This window comes from Pseudomonas sp. G(2018), from assembly GCF_005502415.1.
In the GTDB taxonomy this organism is placed as follows: Bacteria; Pseudomonadota; Gammaproteobacteria; order Pseudomonadales; family Pseudomonadaceae; genus Aquipseudomonas.
Genome location: NZ_SCOO01000001.1, coordinates 17,387 through 33,862, shown reverse-complemented (window position 1 = coordinate 33,862; position 16,476 = coordinate 17,387). Strand labels below are relative to the sequence as shown.

Sequence of the window (16,476 nt, the reverse complement as noted above, 5' to 3'; positions counted from 1 at the left end):
CTCTTCCTATATGAATAGATCTTCCGCGTTGCTTCTCGCTTTAGTCTTCCTCAGCGGCTGCCAGGCCTTGGCACCGGTGTCGTCGGACGGTACGCCGCCGGCCGAAGACAGCACCCCGGCACCTGAAAAGCCCAAGGTTTACAGCTCGTTCAGTGAAGACACGATCTTCAGCCTGTTGAGCGCCGAACTGGCTGGCCAGCGCAATCGATTTGACATTGCCCTGGACAACTACGTCACCCAGGCGATCAACACTCAGGACCCGGGCATCTCCGAACGGGCATTCCGCATCGCCGAATACCTGGGCGCCGATCAGGCGGCCCTGGATACCGCGCTGATCTGGGCGAAAAACGCCCCGGACGACCTCGAGGCGCAACGTGCCGCCGCCGTGCAACTGGCACGGGCCGGGCGCTACGACGACTCCATGGCCTATATGGAAAAAGTCCTGCAAGGCAAAGGCGACACCCATTTCGACTTCCTCGCCCTGTCCGCGGCCGATACCGACCAGGACACGCGCAACGGCTTGATGAAGAGTTTCGACCGTTTGCTGCAGCGCCACCCGAACAACAGCCAGCTGATTTTCGGCAAGGCCCTGCTGCTGCAACAGGACGGCGACTCCCGAGGCGCATTGACCCTGCTGGAAGACAACCCGCCGGACGATGGCGAAATCGCCCCGATCCTGCTGCGCGCGCGCCTGCTGCAATCCCTTGATCGCGGCGATGAAGCCTTGCCGCTGCTGCAGAAAAGCATCAAGAAATACCCGGAGGACAAACGCCTGCGCCTGACCTACGCGCGCATGCTGGTCGAACAGGACCGCATGGATGACGCCAAGGCCGAATTCTCGAGCCTGGTCCAGCAATACCCGGAAGATGACGAACTGCGTTATTCCCTGGCGCTGGTGTGCCTGGAAGCCAAGGCCTGGGACGAGGCCAAAGGCTATCTTGAGGACCTGATCGCCCGCGAAAGCCACGTCGATTCGGCGCACCTGAACCTCGGGCGCATCGCCGAAGAGCGCAACGATCCACAAGGTGCGCTGATCGAGTACGGTCAGGTCGGCCCGGGCAACGACTACCTGCCGGCTCAATTGCGTCAGGCCGATATCCTGATGAACAACGGCAAGACCGCCGAAGCCCAGAGCAAACTCGCCGCCGAGCGCGACGAGCAACCGGACTATGCGATCCAGTTGTACCTGATCGAAGCCGAAACCCTGTCTGCCAACAAACAGGGCGACAAAGCCTGGAATGTCCTGCAAAAAGCCCTGCAGCAATACCCGGACGATCTGAACCTGCTTTACACCCGCGCCATGCAAGCGGAAAAACGCAATGACCTGGCGCAGATGGAAAAAGACCTGCGCCTGATCATCAAGCGCGACCCGGACAATGCGATGGCGCTGAACGCCCTCGGCTACACCTTGTCCGACCGCACCACGCGCTACGTCGAGGCCAAGGCCCTGATCGAACAGGCACACAAGATCAATCCGGAAGACCCGGCGGTCCTCGACAGCCTCGGCTGGGTGAATTTCCGCCTGGGCAATCTCGACGAAGCGGAACGCCTGCTGCGTCAAGCGCTGGAGCGCTTTCCCGACCAGGAAGTCGCCGCGCATCTGGGTGAAGTTCTGTGGGCCAATGGCAAGCAGCGTGAAGCCAAGCAAATCTGGGGCAAGTTCCTCAAGGAACAGCCCGACAGCCCTACCCTGCGCAGCACCATCAAGCGCCTGACCGGATCAGAGACTCTTTAAGATTATGTTTTTGCGCCACATCATCGTTTTCAGCTTCATCGCCCTGCTCGCCGGTTGCGCGGGTTTCGGTGCCCGCGAATCGCTCGAGGGTCACGGCAACCCCGCCCAATGGCGCGAACACAAACAGCAGCTTACGGGGCTTGATGGCTGGCAGATCGACGGCAAGATCGGCATTCGTGCGCCAAAGGATTCGGGCAGCGGCACGCTGTTCTGGTTGCAGCGCCAGGAGTACTACGACATCCGCCTTTCGGGCCCATTGGGTCGTGGCGCCGCTCGCCTGACCGGGCGTCCCGGCAAAGTTTCCCTGGAAGTCGCCAACCAGGGACGCTACGAAGCGCCGAGCCCGGATGCATTGCTTGAAGAGCAGATGGGCTGGAAGCTGCCTGTTTCCAATCTGGCCTGGTGGGTCCGCGGGCTCCCGGCTCCGGACAGCAAAAGCCGCCTGACCCTCGACGGCGACAGTCGTCTGGCCAGTCTCGAACAGGACGGCTGGCAGGTGGAATACACCGCCTATACCGAGCAAAACGGTTACTGGCTACCCGAGCGGATCAAACTGCATGGCACCGACCTTGATGTCACGCTGGTGATCAAGACCTGGCAACCACGCAAGCTGGGGATATGACATGCCGGCCAATCGCCTGACGCTGCCCTCCCCAGCCAAGCTCAACCTGATGCTGCACATTCTCGGTCGCCGCGAAGACGGCTACCACGAACTGCAGACACTGTTTCAGTTTCTCGATTACGGCGACGAAATCACTTTCGCCGTGCGCGATGACGGCGTCATTCGTCTGCATACCGAATTCGAAGGCGTTCCCCACGACAGCAATCTGATCGTTAAAGCCGCGAAAAAACTTCAGGCACAGTCCGGCTGCCCGCTCGGCATCGATATCTGGATCGATAAGATCCTGCCCATGGGTGGCGGGATCGGTGGCGGAAGTTCTAATGCCGCCACAACCCTGCTCGGCCTGAATTACCTTTGGCAACTGGGCTGGGACGAGGATCGGCTGGCCACTCTGGGGCTGACGCTTGGCGCCGATGTCCCGGTTTTTGTACGCGGCCATGCAGCTTTTGCGGAGGGTGTGGGAGAGAAACTTACGCCCGTTGAGCCTGAAGAACCGTGGTACGTCGTGCTGGTACCGCAAGTCTCTGTTAGCACAGCAGAAATTTTTTCAGATCCGTTGTTGACACGTAACTCGCCGCCCATTAAAGTGCGCCCCGTTCCCAAGGGAAACAGTCGAAATGACTGCTTGCCGGTGGTAGCAAGACGTTATCCAGAGGTACGTAACGCCTTGAATTTGCTAGGTAAATTTACCGAAGCGAAACTCACCGGAACTGGAAGTTGTGTGTTTGGGGGCTTCCCAAGCAAAGCTGAAGCTGATAAAGTCTCGGCCCTTCTGACAGAGACCCTTACAGGTTTCGTAGCAAAAGGAAGCAACGTTTCGATGTTGCATCGCAAGCTGCAAAGTCTGCTCTAAAGGAATCGAGTACAGGGTACTCGTTGCAACAGATACAGGGGCGTCGCCAAGCGGTAAGGCAGCAGGTTTTGATCCTGCCATGCGTTGGTTCGAATCCAGCCGCCCCTGCCATTTTCCTATACTCATCCAGGTATACCCTCAGCCTTCAGGTACTGCGCGTGTCCAAGATGATGGTCTTTACGGGGAACGCTAACCCCGATCTGGCTCGGCGTGTCGTACGTCAGCTGCATATCCCTCTCGGTGACATTTCTGTCGGTAAGTTTTCCGACGGCGAAATTACAGCCGAGATCAATGAAAACGTCCGCGGTAAAGATGTCTTCATTATTCAGCCGACTTGCGCTCCGACCAACGATAACCTGATGGAACTGGTAGTGATGGCTGATGCCTTCCGCCGCTCCTCGGCTACTCGTATCACTGCTGTTATTCCTTACTTTGGTTATGCCCGTCAGGATCGCCGTCCGCGTTCCGCACGTGTGGCTATCAGCGCGAAAGTCGTTGCTGACATGCTTACCGTAGTCGGCATCGACCGTGTTCTCACGGTTGATCTGCATGCTGACCAGATTCAGGGTTTCTTCGATATTCCGGTAGATAACATCTACGGCTCCCCGGTTCTGGTGGATGACATTGAAGATCAGCGCTTCGAAAACCTGATGATCGTGTCCCCGGACATTGGCGGCGTCGTGCGTGCACGTGCCGTTGCCAAATCCCTGGGCGTTGATCTCGGGATCATCGACAAACGCCGTGAGAAAGCCAATCACTCTGAAGTGATGCATATCATCGGTGACGTCGAAGGGCGTACCTGTATCCTGGTCGATGACATGGTCGATACCGCCGGCACCCTGTGCCATGCGGCCAAGGCCTTGAAAGAGCATGGCGCTGCCAAGGTTTTCGCCTACTGCACGCACCCTGTGCTGTCGGGTCGGGCGATCGAAAACATCGAAAATTCCGTGCTGGACGAGCTGGTGGTGACCAACACCATCCCGCTGTCCGCTGCAGCACAAGCCTGTGCGCGTATCCGTCAACTGGATATCGCTCCGGTAGTTGCCGAGGCGGTTCGCCGCATCAGCAATGAAGAATCGATCAGCGCGATGTTCCGCTAAGGGCCCTGCCCTTTCGAACATTTCGTTGACGAAAAGCGCCCCGCCCCGGCATTCCTGTCGGGGCGGGGCTTTTTTGCCCATATCGCCTTTAGCGCTGGTCGCAAACGCTGGGGCGAATGTGGTTATTTTGGAGATACAACATGAACGATTTTACTCTGAATGCTGAAGTGCGTTCCGACCTGGGGAAAGGTGCGAGCCGCCGCCTGCGTCGTCTCGCAAGCCTGGTTCCAGCTGTAGTTTACGGTGGCGACAAAGCCCCTGAATCCATCAGCATGCTGGCCAAAGAAGTTGCCAAACTGCTCGAAAACGAAGCGGCTTACAGCCACATCATCGAGCTGAACGTTGGTGGCACCAAGCAAAACGTCGTAATCAAAGCTCTGCAACGTCACCCGGCCAAAGGCCACGTGATGCACGCTGACTTCGTACGCGTAGTAGCCGGCCAGAAACTGACCGCTATCGTTCCAGTGCACTTCATCAACGAAGAAGCACCGGTCAAGAAAGGCGGCGAAATCTCGCACGTGACTTCGGAAATCGAAGTGTCCTGCCTGCCGAAAGACCTGCCTGAATTCATCGAAGTCGACCTGGCTAACGCCGAGATCGGTTCGATCATTCACTTGTCCGACCTCAAAGCCCCTCAAGGCGTTGAGTTCGTTGCTCTGGCACACGGTGATGACAAGGCTGTTGCCAACGTCCACGCTCCACGTGTTGCTCCAGAAGCTACCGAAGGCGCTGCAGAGTAATTTCACTCTGTACGCCGGAGTGACCGGAAACATCGCGGACTAGAGCGTAGCGAGAAAGCGGGCGAGAACGCGGAGTTTACATCATGGTAAATGAGCAATTTTCGTCCACTTTCGCCGCTCCCCCTGATTGCGGCGATGTTATCCACCACTCCTAGGAAGGGCCCCTATCGTGACTGCCATCAAACTGATCGTTGGCCTGGGAAATCCAGGCGCTGAATACGAACAGACCCGGCATAACGCAGGGGCCCTTTTTGTTGAGCGCGTCGCGCACGCACAAGGCGTAAACCTTGTGGCCGATCGCAAGTATTTCGGCCTGACCGGGCGCTATTCGTACCAGAGTCAGGATGTTCGTCTGCTGATTCCCACCACCTACATGAACCGCAGCGGCCAGGCCGTAGCGGCACTCGCCGGTTTCTTCCGCGTCAAGCCTGAAGAAATCCTGGTGGCGCACGACGAACTCGACCTGCCTCCGGGCGTTGCCAAACTCAAGCAGGGCGGCGGCCATGGCGGTCACAACGGGTTGCGCGACATCATTGCGCAACTGGGCAATCAGAATACCTTTCACCGCCTGCGGCTTGGCATTGGCCACCCGGGCGTTGCCAGTATGGTTTCAAATTTCGTCCTGGGTCGTGCGCCACGCGCCGAACAGGAAAAACTCGATGCCAGCATCGACTTTGCCCTCGGCGTGCTGCCGGATATCCTCGCCGGGGAATGGAACCGCGCGATGAAAAACCTGCACAGCCAGAAGGCCTGACTTTTACCCGAGGGGAAACACCATGGGATTCAATTGCGGCATCGTCGGCTTGCCTAACGTCGGCAAGTCCACCCTGTTCAACGCCCTGACCAAATCCGGTATCGCGGCCGAAAACTTCCCCTTCTGCACCATCGAGCCCAACAGCGGTATCGTGCCGATGCCAGATCCGCGTCTGGATGCCCTGGCAGCCATCGTCAATCCAAAGCGCATCCTGCCGACCACCATGGAATTCGTCGACATCGCCGGCCTGGTCGCCGGTGCTTCGAAAGGTGAAGGCCTGGGCAACAAGTTCCTGGCCAACATCCGCGAAACCGATGCCATCGCCCACGTGGTCCGCTGTTTCGAAGACGAGAACGTGATTCACGTCTCCAACAGCGTCGACCCGAAACGCGACATCGAAATCATCGATCTGGAACTGATCTTCGCCGACCTCGATAGCTGCGAGAAGCAACTGCAGAAAGTCGCGCGCAACGCCAAGGGCGGCGATAAGGACGCCGTGGTTCAGAAAGGCCTGCTGGAGCAACTGATCGCTCACTTCACCGAAGGCAAGCCTGCGCGCAGCCTGATGAAGAACATGAGTACTGACGAGAAGCAGGTGATCAAGGGCTTCCATCTGCTAACCACCAAGCCGGTCATGTACATCGCCAACGTGGCTGAAGACGGCTTCGAGAACAACCCGCACCTGGACGTGGTCAAGGCCATCGCCGAAGAAGAAGGCGCAGTGGTTGTACCGGTGTGCAACAAGATCGAAGCTGAAATCGCCGAACTCGACGATGGCGAAGAAAAGGACATGTTCCTAGAGGCCCTGGGCCTTGAAGAACCTGGCCTGAACCGCGTGATCCGCGCCGGCTACGAGATGCTGCATCTGCAAACCTACTTCACAGCCGGTGTCGAAGAAGTCCGCGCCTGGACCGTTCGCGTCGGCGCCACCGCACCACAGGCTGCTGGCGTTATCCACACCGACTTCGAAAAGGGCTTTATCCGTGCCGAAGTGATCGCCTACAACGACTTCATCCAGTACAAGGGTGAAGCCGGCACCAAGGAAGCCGGCAAATGGCGCCTGGAAGGCAAGGACTACATCGTTAAAGACGGCGACGTGATGCACTTCCGCTTCAACGTCTAAGTTTTGCAAAGCGAAGCACCCGCCCAAGAAAAAGCCGCGTTTGATACGCGGCTTTTTTGTGCCTGAAATTTAACTTCCACGCCACAGGGGATTTGTGTGGGCTCAGGCCTTTTGGGTGCGCGGCAAAAAGATCGCCAACACACCCAGCAACGGCAAGAACGAACACAGAAAGTACACGTACTCAATGCCGTGAATATCCGCCAGATGCCCCAGCAGTGCAGCACCGATCCCGCCGAAACCGAACATCAGGCCGAAGAACACTCCGGCGATCATCCCGACATTACCCGGCACCAGTTCCTGGGCGTACACCACGATGGCCGAGAACGCCGAGGCCAGGATGAAGCCGATGACCACGCTGAGGATACTGGTCCAGAACAGGTCAACGTGCGGCAGGATCAGGGTGAATGGCGCAACGCCGAGGATCGAGAACCAAATCACCGCCTTGCGCCCGATCTTGTCGCCGATCGGCCCGCCAAAGAAAGTCCCCGCCGCTACAGCACCGAGAAACAGGAACAGGTGTAATTGCGAGCTGGCCACCGACAGATCGAATTTCTCGATCAGGTAAAAGGTGAAGTAACTGGTGATACTGGACATGTAGAAGTACTTGGAAAACACCAATAGCCCGAGAACCACCAGTGCGCTGATCACCCGCCCCTTGGACAAGCCGTGAGTCGCCGCCTGGCCTTGTTTGAGCTTGAACAGGTTCAAGTGGTTGGCGTACCAGCGACTGATCCGGTACAGCACGAACAGTGCGAACACCGCAAACAATCCGAACCAGGCCACGTGCCCCTGACCGTAGGGAATGATGATCGCCGCCGCCAGTAACGGACCAAAGGCCGAGCCCGCGTTGCCGCCGACCTGAAAGGTCGATTGTGCCAGCCCGAAACGCCCGCCCGAGGCCAGTCGCGCCACACGAGAGGCTTCCGGGTGAAATGTCGACGAACCGATACCGATCAGCCCCGCCGCCAACAAAATCAGCGGAAAGCTCCCCACCACCGACATCATCAGAATCCCGATCAAGGTGCAGACCGTGCCGGCGGGTAACAACCAAGGCTTGGGATGGCGATCCGTGTGATAACCGACCCAGGGTTGCAGCAACGAGGCCGTCAGTTGAAAGGTCAGGGTGATCAGGCCGACCTGGGTGAACGTCAGGCCATAGCTGGCCTTGAGCATTGGATAGATCGACGGCAGCACCGATTGAATCAGGTCGTTGATCAAGTGCGCCAGCGCCACCGCGCCGATGATGCGCATGACCAGCGGACTGCTTTGCGAAGGAGCGGACGCCGACGTAGCGGCGGACTGAACGTTGCTGAGAGCCATGAAAAATTCCGGACAACAGAGAGGTGCACACGGGCAGGTGCGCCAATGTGCCATTTTTCAGTGCAGCAACGCCATCCCCTTAGCCTGCTAACGACCTCGATTTTCATCGCCGAACAGGTGATAGCGCATAGCCATGGTCTGAATCTTGCCTTGCTTATCCGCTTCAACGCGGCCGCCTTACAAAGGGGACCGAGAATGGGAAGTTTCGCTACAGAGTCGGCCTACAGAGCTGACAAAGGTGAACTTTCGAGGCCTTTTAAAAGGGCACAAGTCGAGGTCGCAAGCACCTCGACGCACGCCGATGGTGCGTGGTGTCCAAAGGAGTCATGGGGCATGCAGGCTTTTTTATCACCGGGGATCGGACTGCTGGGGCGTTTTGGCTTTGCGCGTAAATTCCAGCTGTTGTTTCTGCTGTTTATCCTGCCGCTGGCCGGCAGCCTGTGGATGATTGGTCAGGACTATCGCGACAAATTGAATCTGATCTCCGGCGAACGTGCCGGGGTTCGCCAACTGCTCGCCCTCGATGCGCTCGATAACCTGTTGGCGGCACAGCGTGATCGTGCAGCACGTTGGCGCGCGACCGAAACCAATCGCCAGCCAACCCCGGCAACCCTTGCCGCCATGGCCGCGTTCGATGGGGTCCAGCCTGCTGTCGCCCAGGCCACTTCGGATCTGAACAACGCACTGCAAAAAGAAGGCGCCGAGGGCGAAACCCTGGCCCGCTATCAAGCGCTACAAAATGCCCTCAACGGTCTGGACTCAAAGAGTCTGAGCAGCGTCGGCTGGTGGCCGGACGGCTATGACCGCTTCACCAGCGCCTTGAGTGCCGTACAAGCCTTGCGCGAACAGATCGCCATGGACAACCGCCTGACGCTGGCACCGTGGCTGGAGACTTATTTGCTGACGCAAATCTCCACCCAGCACGCTCCCGATTTGATTGAACGGGTCGGCCGCCTGGCGAGTGTCGGCCAGGCCTCGGTGGTGTCCGGGCAATTCACGCTGCAAAGCCGTCTGCAATTGCGCGACTTGCGTAGCCGGATCGGCGACGCGCGGGAGCAGTTGGTGAAAACCGCGGGGCTGCTCGAAGCGCGATTGCCCAGCGCCCTGCAAGCCTGGGCCGGGCAGTACCATGACAGCCTCAAGCACCTTGATGCCGGTTTGAAAGTCCTTGATGACGGCGTGTTCGGCGGCAGCATCAACCTCAAGCCGGAAGACTTCGAGCGTAGCCTGGACGCCCTGCTCGCCGACCTCGCCGCACTGCGCCAGCAATCGCTGGTGTCGCTGGATCAGCGCCTGGATTACTACCATGACTCGGCGATTCGCCAGTTCATCATCGTGGCAAGTATTTTCGGTGTCCTGCTGCTGGCCGCGCTGTATCTGTTCATCTGTTTGCAGGCGTCGATCCGTCGCAGTGCCAGCGGTATCACCTTGCTTGCAGAAGCCCTGCGCGACGGTAATCTCGGCCTTCAAGTGCCGGTGCAAGGGCGGGACGAACTGGCGGCCATCAGCACCGCCCTCAATGTCGCCGTCCTGCAACTGCGCACCAGCCTGCTGGGTGTCGATCACGAAACCTTGCAACTGAGCAATGCGGTGCAAACCCTCAATCATCACTCCAGCGACGCCCTTGGCGAAGTTGAAGCGCAGCAACTGCAGATCAGTCAGATCGCCGCGGCGGCAACGCAATTGGCCGCAACCTCCCAAGGGGTGGCCGCGAGCTGTGAACGGGCCTCTGGCAGCGCTCAGCACACCCAGCGCATTGCCGCCGACAGCAGCCGTGACAGCCAACGTACGACAGCGAGCATTCAGCAGCTCAATCAGCGCTTGAACGACACTGCTGCGGCTCTGGGTCGGGTCAGCGAACAAGGGCAGCAGATTCAACTGGTGGTTGACACCATTCGCGGTGTCGCCGAGCAGACCAACCTGTTGGCGCTCAATGCTGCCATCGAGGCCGCTCGCGCGGGGGAACAGGGTCGCGGTTTTGCGGTGGTGGCCGACGAAGTGCGCAGCCTGTCGCAACGCACCCAGTCCTCGACCGCGCAGATCGCCGGCACGGTCGATAGCCTGCGCAGTACCGTGAACGAAGCGGTGAGCCTGATGGAAGCTGCTTGCGGCCAGGCACAATCCGATGCGCAAGCTGTCACCGGCCTCGGTGAACGCCTGGGTGAAATTGCCAGCGCCGTGCAGGGTGTCACCGACACCCTGGCGCAGATCGCCACGGCGGTCGACGAACAGGCGAGCACCGCCGACGAAGTCAGCGGCAACATCCAGCAAGTCGATCAGGCAGCGCTCCGCCTGCTCGAAGGCGCACGGGCAGTGAACCTTGCAGCAGACACCTTGAGCCAGGGCAGCAAGGCCTTGAGTGCCAATACCGGTAGGTTTCAGCTCAATTGACGCCCTCCCCTGGGCCGTTTTTTCGGCTCAGGAGGTTAAGCGGTTGAAAGTGTAGAGAAATATTTTAGATTTACGCTTGACGCATCTGCATTACCGGTGAATAATGCGCGCCACTTGGCTACATAGCTCAGTTGGTTAGAGCATAGCATTCATAATGCTGGGGTCCGGGGTTCAAGTCCCTGTGTAGCCACCAAGTACTAAAAACGGCTTACCGAAAGGTAGGCCGTTTTTTTATGCCTCCTGTAGGAGCGAGCTTGCTCGCGATGGACTAAAGCGCACCGCGTTTAGCCGGTAAATACGCGTAATCGTTGACGACCATCGCGAGCAAGCTCGCTCCTACATCAGCCACGAACCGCCGGCAGCGCCGACAACGCCCGCTCCCAGATCTGCCAGGTGCGCAGCCAGACCATGGCCTGCCAATCGCTATCGGCCGGGTAGAACTGCTCAAGCAGATTCAGTTTGATTTCACGCCCTGCGGCATCACTTGGGTTGCCATGTAAATGCAGCCAGTGGTCGTCACGCAAATGACGATGCACATCCGCCCCCGGATAGGTCCCGCACTCAATGACGAACGGCATCAACCGCACTTGCGGCAACGCATTGATCAACGCCTGCGAGGTATAACCGGTGGCGGTGGCCGCAACGCCGGTTTCGCTCAGGGTGTCGGCACCGGTGTGTAAGGTGTAGAGCCACGGGCCATAAATTGCCTGGGCATCGGCCAGCGCCGGATACGCCGCTTCGGTGATCGTCAGCAACATGGGATGACCGTACTCGCCAGCACCGGTGTGCAAGTCAAAGCACATGGCGACATCGGCATGCGCTACATGCTTCTGAATGATCCGGTGCAAGGTGCGATTCGACCAACTCGGCGCCAGCCCGCCGTAGAACAACCCATCGGGATGTGCATGCTGCCCGCCCTCGACAATCGACATCACCGCCGGCCAGCCATGCTCGCGGATCTGCGCATCAAGCAAGGCATCGGCGCGATCACGCTCAGGACCGTGCAATTGTGCGCACGTATAAATTTCGTGCAGCGCGTCATAGGCCTGATTGTCCGGCAATGGACCGTCGAAGTTCAGATGATTGCGGTTAAGGTCGATGTTGTCTTCGTTGACCCGGCGCAACCAGGCCATGCCCCAGGGATTGATCGAATGGATCATCACCACGGCGACATCGGCCGGCATTGAACGCTTGCCCAGTTCCTGCAGCCATTGGATCTGACAACCCGAGCCATAGAAGCCCTCGACACCATGGGTGCCGCTCAAGGCAACCAGCACGCGTTTGGCGGCAGGATCGCCAAGCACCGCCACATCGGCACTCAAGTGTTCACCGAACGGCCCCTTGAGCGGGTGCGGATACTCGGTCAGCGTCGCCCCGGCCGCAGTCGCCGCCGCAAGGAATTGTTCGCGCTGGGAACGGTAGCTTGGCTGAGTCGGAAACTCGGTCTGCATGGTTGCCTCTTGTTGATTTTCTGGCCTGACTATTGGCAACGACCCTACAGAAATTCCACCCACTCATGAAGAACAAAAGCGTCTTGTATCGGGACCCGGTTTGCGTCACCCCGTAGGGGTCGATAAAGTCCGCTGACCCTTTATCCAACGGACGGAGTGCCCAACGTGCTTTCAGCCTTTCACTTGAGCCGCTTTCGCCTGACAGCGCTGTCGCTGATCGCCACTGCTTTAACCTTGGTTGCCTGCAGCGCCCCACCATCGTCGACGCTGCCGCTCGCACCGGAAAGCGCTTCCGGCTATCGCACCGATCTGCAGACCCGACACGCCACCAAACACATGGCGGCAGCGGCCAACCCACTGGCGGCCGAAGCCGGACGGGAGATGCTGCGTCGCGGTGGTTCGGCCATCGATGCGGCGATTGCAATGCAGGCGGTTCTTACGCTGGTCGAGCCGCAATCGTCAGGTATCGGCGGTGGCGCATTGATCGTGCTCTGGGATGGCAAGTCCGTACGCACTTACGATGGTCGCGAAACGGCGCCGGCGGGCGCTACCGAGAAGCTGTTCCTGCAATCCGACGGGCAACCGATGCCGTTCACCCAGGCGCAGATTGGCGGGCGTTCGGTGGGGACGCCGGGAGTGTTGCGCGCCCTTGAGTTGGCCCATCAAAAACACGGACGCCTGCCCTGGTCGCAGCTGTTTGAACCGGCCATCGAACTCGCCGAGCAAGGCTTCGCCATCTCGCCGCGCCTGCATTTACTGATCGCCTCAGACTCGAAGTTGCGCAGCTCACCCGAGATGGCGGCGTACTTCCTGAATACCGATGGCAGCCCGAAAGCGATAGGCACACGTCTGAAAAACCCGGCTTTGGCCGTCGTGTTCCAGCGCATTGCCAAAGAAGGCGCGGATGCCTTGTACAAAGGCCCTATCGCCCAAGAGATCGTGGCCAAGGTTCAGGGCCACACCAACCCGGGCAGCCTGTCGCTGAACGACCTTCAAAACTACCGTGCCAAGGAGCGCGCGCCCCTGTGTACCGACTACAAACGCTGGCAGGTTTGCGGCATGCCGCCGCCGTCATCGGGCGGGATTGCCGTGGCGCAGATACTCGGCACGCTGCAAGCCCTGGAGACACGCGACAAACGCTTTGCCCTGGCGCCGATGAAACCGGTCGAGACCAATGCCCCCGCCGGCATCGAACCCTCCCCCGAAGCAGTGCACCTGATATCGGAAGCCGAGCGGCTGGCCTATGCCGATCGCGCCCAATACGTGGCCGATACAGACTTTGTGCCGGTGCCCGTCAAGGGTCTGGTCGACCCGACGTATCTGGCGAGTCGCGCCGCTCTGATCGGTGAACGCAGCATGGGCTCGGCTCAACCGGGTACGCCACCGGGCATTCAGGTGGCTTACGCGCCGGATCGGTCGCCGCTGCGAATCTCCACCTCGCAAGTGGTGGCCGTCGATGACCAGGGTGGCGCCGTCTCCATGACCACTACCATCGAATCCGCCTTCGGCTCCCACCTGATGGTTCAAGGCTTCCTGCTCAATAACGAGATGACCGACTTCTCGTTCATCCCCGAAGAAAACGGGCAAAAAGTGGCCAACCGCGTCGAACCGGGCAAGCGCCCTCGTTCGTCCATGGCCCCAACATTGATTTTCGACCGCCAGAGCGGTGAATTCGTCGCCAGTGTCGGCTCACCCGGCGGCTCGCAAATCATCGAATACGTCGCCAAAACCACGGTCGGCCTGCTCGACTGGAACCTTGATGCACAAGCGGCCATCAACCTGCCCAACTTCGGCAGCCGCAACGGCCCGACCGAACTGGAACGCGGGCAGTTCAGCCCGGCACTGATCCAGGCTTTGAAGGACAAGGGCCACAACGTAAGCGCGATCGACATGACCAGCGGCACCCAGGCGATCGTCCGGGTCAAGGATGCGCAGGGCAAAGCGTCATGGGCAGGAGGAGCCGATCCTCGGCGTGAGGGGGAAGCGTTGGGGGATTGAGCGGTCAATGTAAGGGCTTGCAGCGTGGCAAGCCCTCTTTTCAACAACCCGAAATCACACAGCCTTTAACGACTGATTTTCAGCGCCCGTCGAGCCTGATGTTTTTCCAAGGCCAGTTCGATCAACCGCGTAACCAGTTCACTGTACGTCATTCCAGTGGCTTGCCACAGTTTCGGGTACATGCTGATGCGGGTGAACCCCGGCAACGAGTTGATTTCGTTGATCAGCACTTCGCCGTTGTCGGTCAGAAACACATCAACCCGCGCCAGCCCGGAGCATCCCAGCACCTGAAACGCCTCGACGGCCATGGCACGGATGCGCTCGCTGGCTTCTGCGCTGATATTGGCCGGGACCACCACCTCAGCGGCCTTGTCGTCGATGTACTTGCTGTCGTAGGAGTAGAAGCCGCTGTGCACCACGATCTCACCGCAACCGCTGGCGATGGCGTCGTCATTGCCGAGCACAGCGCATTCGATCTCGCGGCCACTGACGGCTGACTCGACCAGCACTTTTTCATCAAAGCCCAGTGCCAGTGCGACCGCCGCCGTATATTCGGCCTCGTCGGTGACCTTGCTCACGCCTACGGATGAGCCCTGGTTTGCCGGTTTGACAAACAGTGGCAGGCCCAATTTGCCCACCACCTCATCGAATCGGCTGCGCGCCGCGGTGCTGCGGGTCAGGGTCACGAATGGCGTGACCGCCAGCCCGGCGTCCCTCAGCAAGCGCTTGCTGATGTCCTTGTCCATGCACACCGCCGAACCCAGCACATCGGAGCCGACAAACGGCAGATCAGCCATGCGCAGCAGGCCTTGCAGGCAACCGTCTTCACCAAGGGTGCCGTGGACAATCGGAAAAATCACATCAACGTGCCCCAACAGCTCCTGACTGGTGGTTTCCACCAGCTGCTGGCTTGCCTTGCCCGGAACGACCGCCAACTCGCGGTTGGATTGATTGAGGGCGATCAGGGCCGGATTTTCCTGGTTCAGAAGGAAGTTCGAAGGGTCGTTGAGGTGCCAATGCCCCTGTTTGTCGATGCCGATCAACACCGGCTCGAAACGCGAACGATCCAGGGCATCGACGATATTTTTCGCCGACTGAAGCGACACTTCATGCTCTGCCGAGCGGCCGCCAAAGATAATGCCTACACGCAATTTACTCATTGCCAAGCCTCGATGTGATTGTGCAAACGGCTCTCGTCTTCGCCACCTTACGGTTGCAACGTCTTGCCGTCCACCGACTCGCCGATGGTCAAAAAGTGCCCACCCGCCACATGGTGCAAGGTGCGCAACGCGTCCTGGCCTTCGAAGTGCCACCGCCCGTCACTGAACACGCGCTCGTCGGCCTGAGCGGCAATCACCTCGGCCAGGAACAGATCATATTGTTGATGGTTATCGGGCTCCGGCAGCAGTCGGCATTCCAGCCAGGCGACACAACCATCGAGCATCGGCGCATCGACCAGTTCAGCATCGAAGGTCGGCAAGCCATAGATCTGGAACTTGTCACGTCCCTGTTCGCGGGTGAACTCCAAGCCGGACGTCGAACCGACGGTTTGCACGATATCGGCCTGCGCGGCGCAAGGAACGTTCAGCACGAAGGTGCCCGAGGCTTCCAGCAATTGGCGGGTCCAGGTGGACTTGTCCAGCACCACGGCGATTTTCGGCGGATCGAAATCCAGCGGCATGGCCCAGGCCGCCGCCATGATATTGCGCTCGCTGCCCTGGGCTGCGCTGACCAGCACGGTCGGCCCGTGGTTGAGCAAACGATAAGCCTTGGGCAAAGGGACCGGGCGGCGGTGGGAAACGCTCATGGATGTCTGCTCCTTGGGGAAAGAGCCGATTGTAGCGGCATAAAAACCCAAAAAACCTGTAGGAGCGATGCTTGCTTCTACAGGGAAACGCAGCGCTGACTCAAGTCGACAACTGATTGGCGAACTGTCCTACCGCATTCACGACTTTCTGGGCACCGTCCTGGATCTCGACGATCACCGTGCCCGCTTCCGCCGCCAGCGCCAGCCCCTGTTCCGCCTGGAGCTTGCCGTCGGTCATCAGGGCCACGGCGTTGCGGGCCATGTCCTGGTTTTGACGCACCACCAGCACAATCTCATCAGTGGCCTGGCTGGTGCGCGAGGCCAACTGCCGAACCTCGTCCGCCACCACCGCAAAACCTCGTCCCTGCTCACCGGCGCGGGCTGCTTCGATGGCGGCATTGAGCGCCAGCAGGTTGGTTTGTTCGGCAATGCCGCTGATGGTTTTGACAATGGTGCCGATCACCAGCGACTGCTCGTTCAGGGCTTCGATACCGTCGCCGGCGGTTTGCATATGCTTGGCCAGATCACGCATCACGTCCACCGCCTGCGTCACCACGGCGTTGCCACGCTGGGCGCTCTGGT

The 16,476-nt window shown here is 59.4% G+C and carries 13 protein-coding genes, 2 tRNA genes and 1 pseudogene; 11 read left to right on the top strand and 5 right to left on the bottom strand.

The annotated features are described in order from the left end of the window. Nucleotides 1-10: 10 nt before the first annotated feature. The 8 genes from FFS64_RS00155 to ychF all read left to right on the top strand — a co-directional run bounded on the left by FFS64_RS00155 (nucleotide 11) and on the right by ychF (nucleotide 6,927). A complete protein-coding gene (locus FFS64_RS00155; protein WP_137803733.1) occupies nucleotides 11-1,735 on the top strand; it encodes a tetratricopeptide repeat protein in 1,725 nt (574 codons plus the stop codon). 4 nt (nucleotides 1,736-1,739) lie between these two features. Continuing rightward, nucleotides 1,740-2,357: a lipoprotein insertase outer membrane protein LolB gene (gene lolB / locus FFS64_RS00150; protein ID WP_137803732.1), complete on the top strand. Its 618-nt coding sequence runs from the start codon at nucleotides 1,740-1,742 to the stop codon at nucleotides 2,355-2,357. Between the two features lies 1 nt (nucleotide 2,358). Continuing rightward, a complete protein-coding gene (gene ispE / locus FFS64_RS00145) occupies nucleotides 2,359-3,210 on the top strand; it encodes a 4-(cytidine 5'-diphospho)-2-C-methyl-D-erythritol kinase (protein ID WP_137803731.1) in 852 nt (283 codons plus the stop codon). Between the two features lie 36 nt (nucleotides 3,211-3,246). Next, nucleotides 3,247-3,321 (top strand) — tRNA-Gln (locus FFS64_RS00140). Nucleotides 3,322-3,368: 47 nt separating this feature from the next. Beyond that, nucleotides 3,369-4,310, top strand: a complete 942-nt coding sequence (locus tag FFS64_RS00135; RefSeq protein ID WP_003171603.1) for a ribose-phosphate pyrophosphokinase — start codon at nucleotides 3,369-3,371, stop codon at nucleotides 4,308-4,310. A 140-nt stretch (nucleotides 4,311-4,450) separates the two neighbouring features. After that, nucleotides 4,451-5,050 carry a 50S ribosomal protein L25/general stress protein Ctc gene (locus tag FFS64_RS00130; RefSeq protein ID WP_137803730.1) on the top strand — a complete coding sequence of 200 codons (600 nt, stop codon included), beginning with the start codon at nucleotides 4,451-4,453 and terminating at the stop codon, nucleotides 5,048-5,050. A gap of 169 nt (nucleotides 5,051-5,219) precedes the next feature. After that, nucleotides 5,220-5,804, top strand: a complete 585-nt coding sequence (gene pth, locus FFS64_RS00125; RefSeq protein WP_137803729.1) for an aminoacyl-tRNA hydrolase — start codon at nucleotides 5,220-5,222, stop codon at nucleotides 5,802-5,804. Nucleotides 5,805-5,826: 22 nt separating this feature from the next. Next, entirely contained in the window at nucleotides 5,827-6,927 is a 1,101-nt protein-coding gene (gene ychF, locus FFS64_RS00120) for a redox-regulated ATPase YchF (RefSeq protein WP_095192916.1), read from the top strand. A 102-nt stretch (nucleotides 6,928-7,029) separates the two neighbouring features. On the opposite strand, the gene FFS64_RS00115 is transcribed toward ychF, so the two are convergent. Next, nucleotides 7,030-8,247 (bottom strand): MFS transporter, encoded by a 1,218-nt coding sequence (locus tag FFS64_RS00115; RefSeq protein ID WP_137803728.1) that lies wholly within the window; start codon nucleotides 8,245-8,247, stop codon nucleotides 7,030-7,032. Between the two features lie 45 nt (nucleotides 8,248-8,292). On the opposite strand from FFS64_RS00115, the gene FFS64_RS00110 reads away from it, so the two are divergent. Together FFS64_RS00110 and FFS64_RS00105 are read left to right on the top strand one after the other, a co-directional pair. Then, on the top strand, nucleotides 8,293-10,638 hold the full coding sequence (locus FFS64_RS00110) for a methyl-accepting chemotaxis protein (RefSeq protein WP_372242152.1): 2,346 nt from the start codon (nucleotides 8,293-8,295) through the stop codon (nucleotides 10,636-10,638). Between the two features lie 116 nt (nucleotides 10,639-10,754). Continuing rightward, nucleotides 10,755-10,831: transfer RNA gene (locus FFS64_RS00105), tRNA-Met, on the top strand. 148 nt (nucleotides 10,832-10,979) lie between these two features. Here the strand turns inward: FFS64_RS00105 and FFS64_RS00100 are convergent. Beyond that, nucleotides 10,980-12,089, bottom strand: a complete 1,110-nt coding sequence (locus FFS64_RS00100) for a DUF2817 domain-containing protein (RefSeq protein ID WP_137803726.1) — start codon at nucleotides 12,087-12,089, stop codon at nucleotides 10,980-10,982. Between the two features lie 165 nt (nucleotides 12,090-12,254). Between FFS64_RS00100 and ggt the strand changes: the two genes are divergently transcribed. Continuing rightward, nucleotides 12,255-14,087 carry a gamma-glutamyltransferase gene (gene ggt, locus FFS64_RS00095; protein WP_137803725.1) on the top strand — a complete coding sequence of 611 codons (1,833 nt, stop codon included), beginning with the start codon at nucleotides 12,255-12,257 and terminating at the stop codon, nucleotides 14,085-14,087. Between the two features lie 65 nt (nucleotides 14,088-14,152). Here ggt and ddlA read toward each other — a convergent pair whose 3' ends face one another. The 3 genes and pseudogenes from ddlA to FFS64_RS32060 form a co-directional block, all read right to left on the bottom strand. Then, complete coding sequence (gene ddlA / locus FFS64_RS00090; RefSeq protein WP_137803724.1) at nucleotides 14,153-15,247, bottom strand: D-alanine--D-alanine ligase; 1,095 nt, start codon at nucleotides 15,245-15,247, stop codon at nucleotides 14,153-14,155. A gap of 47 nt (nucleotides 15,248-15,294) precedes the next feature. Next, nucleotides 15,295-15,894, bottom strand: a complete 600-nt coding sequence (locus FFS64_RS00085; protein ID WP_137803723.1) for a flavin reductase family protein — start codon at nucleotides 15,892-15,894, stop codon at nucleotides 15,295-15,297. Nucleotides 15,895-15,994: 100 nt separating this feature from the next. After that, a pseudogene (locus FFS64_RS32060) lies at nucleotides 15,995-16,432 on the bottom strand (methyl-accepting chemotaxis protein); the annotation flags it as partial. Nucleotides 16,433-16,476 lie beyond the last annotated feature (44 nt).

Excerpts from the sequence above, each read along its gene's own strand:
- FFS64_RS00155 (WP_137803733.1), top strand. The coding sequence starts at position 11 with ATGAATAGATCTTCCGCGTTGCTTCTCGCTTTAGTCTTCCTCAGCGGC.
- lolB (WP_137803732.1), top strand. The coding sequence starts at position 1,740 with ATGTTTTTGCGCCACATCATCGTTTTCAGCTTCATCGCCCTGCTCGCC.
- ispE (WP_137803731.1), top strand. The coding sequence starts at position 2,359 with ATGCCGGCCAATCGCCTGACGCTGCCCTCCCCAGCCAAGCTCAACCTG.
- FFS64_RS00130 (WP_137803730.1), top strand. The coding sequence starts at position 4,451 with ATGAACGATTTTACTCTGAATGCTGAAGTGCGTTCCGACCTGGGGAAA.
- ychF (WP_095192916.1), top strand. The coding sequence starts at position 5,827 with ATGGGATTCAATTGCGGCATCGTCGGCTTGCCTAACGTCGGCAAGTCC.
- FFS64_RS00115 (WP_137803728.1), bottom strand. The coding sequence starts at position 8,247 with ATGGCTCTCAGCAACGTTCAGTCCGCCGCTACGTCGGCGTCCGCTCCT.
- FFS64_RS00110 (WP_372242152.1), top strand. The coding sequence starts at position 8,293 with ATGTGCCATTTTTCAGTGCAGCAACGCCATCCCCTTAGCCTGCTAACG.
- FFS64_RS00100 (WP_137803726.1), bottom strand. The coding sequence starts at position 12,089 with ATGCAGACCGAGTTTCCGACTCAGCCAAGCTACCGTTCCCAGCGCGAA.
- ddlA (WP_137803724.1), bottom strand. The coding sequence starts at position 15,247 with ATGAGTAAATTGCGTGTAGGCATTATCTTTGGCGGCCGCTCGGCAGAG.
- FFS64_RS00085 (WP_137803723.1), bottom strand. The coding sequence starts at position 15,894 with ATGAGCGTTTCCCACCGCCGCCCGGTCCCTTTGCCCAAGGCTTATCGT.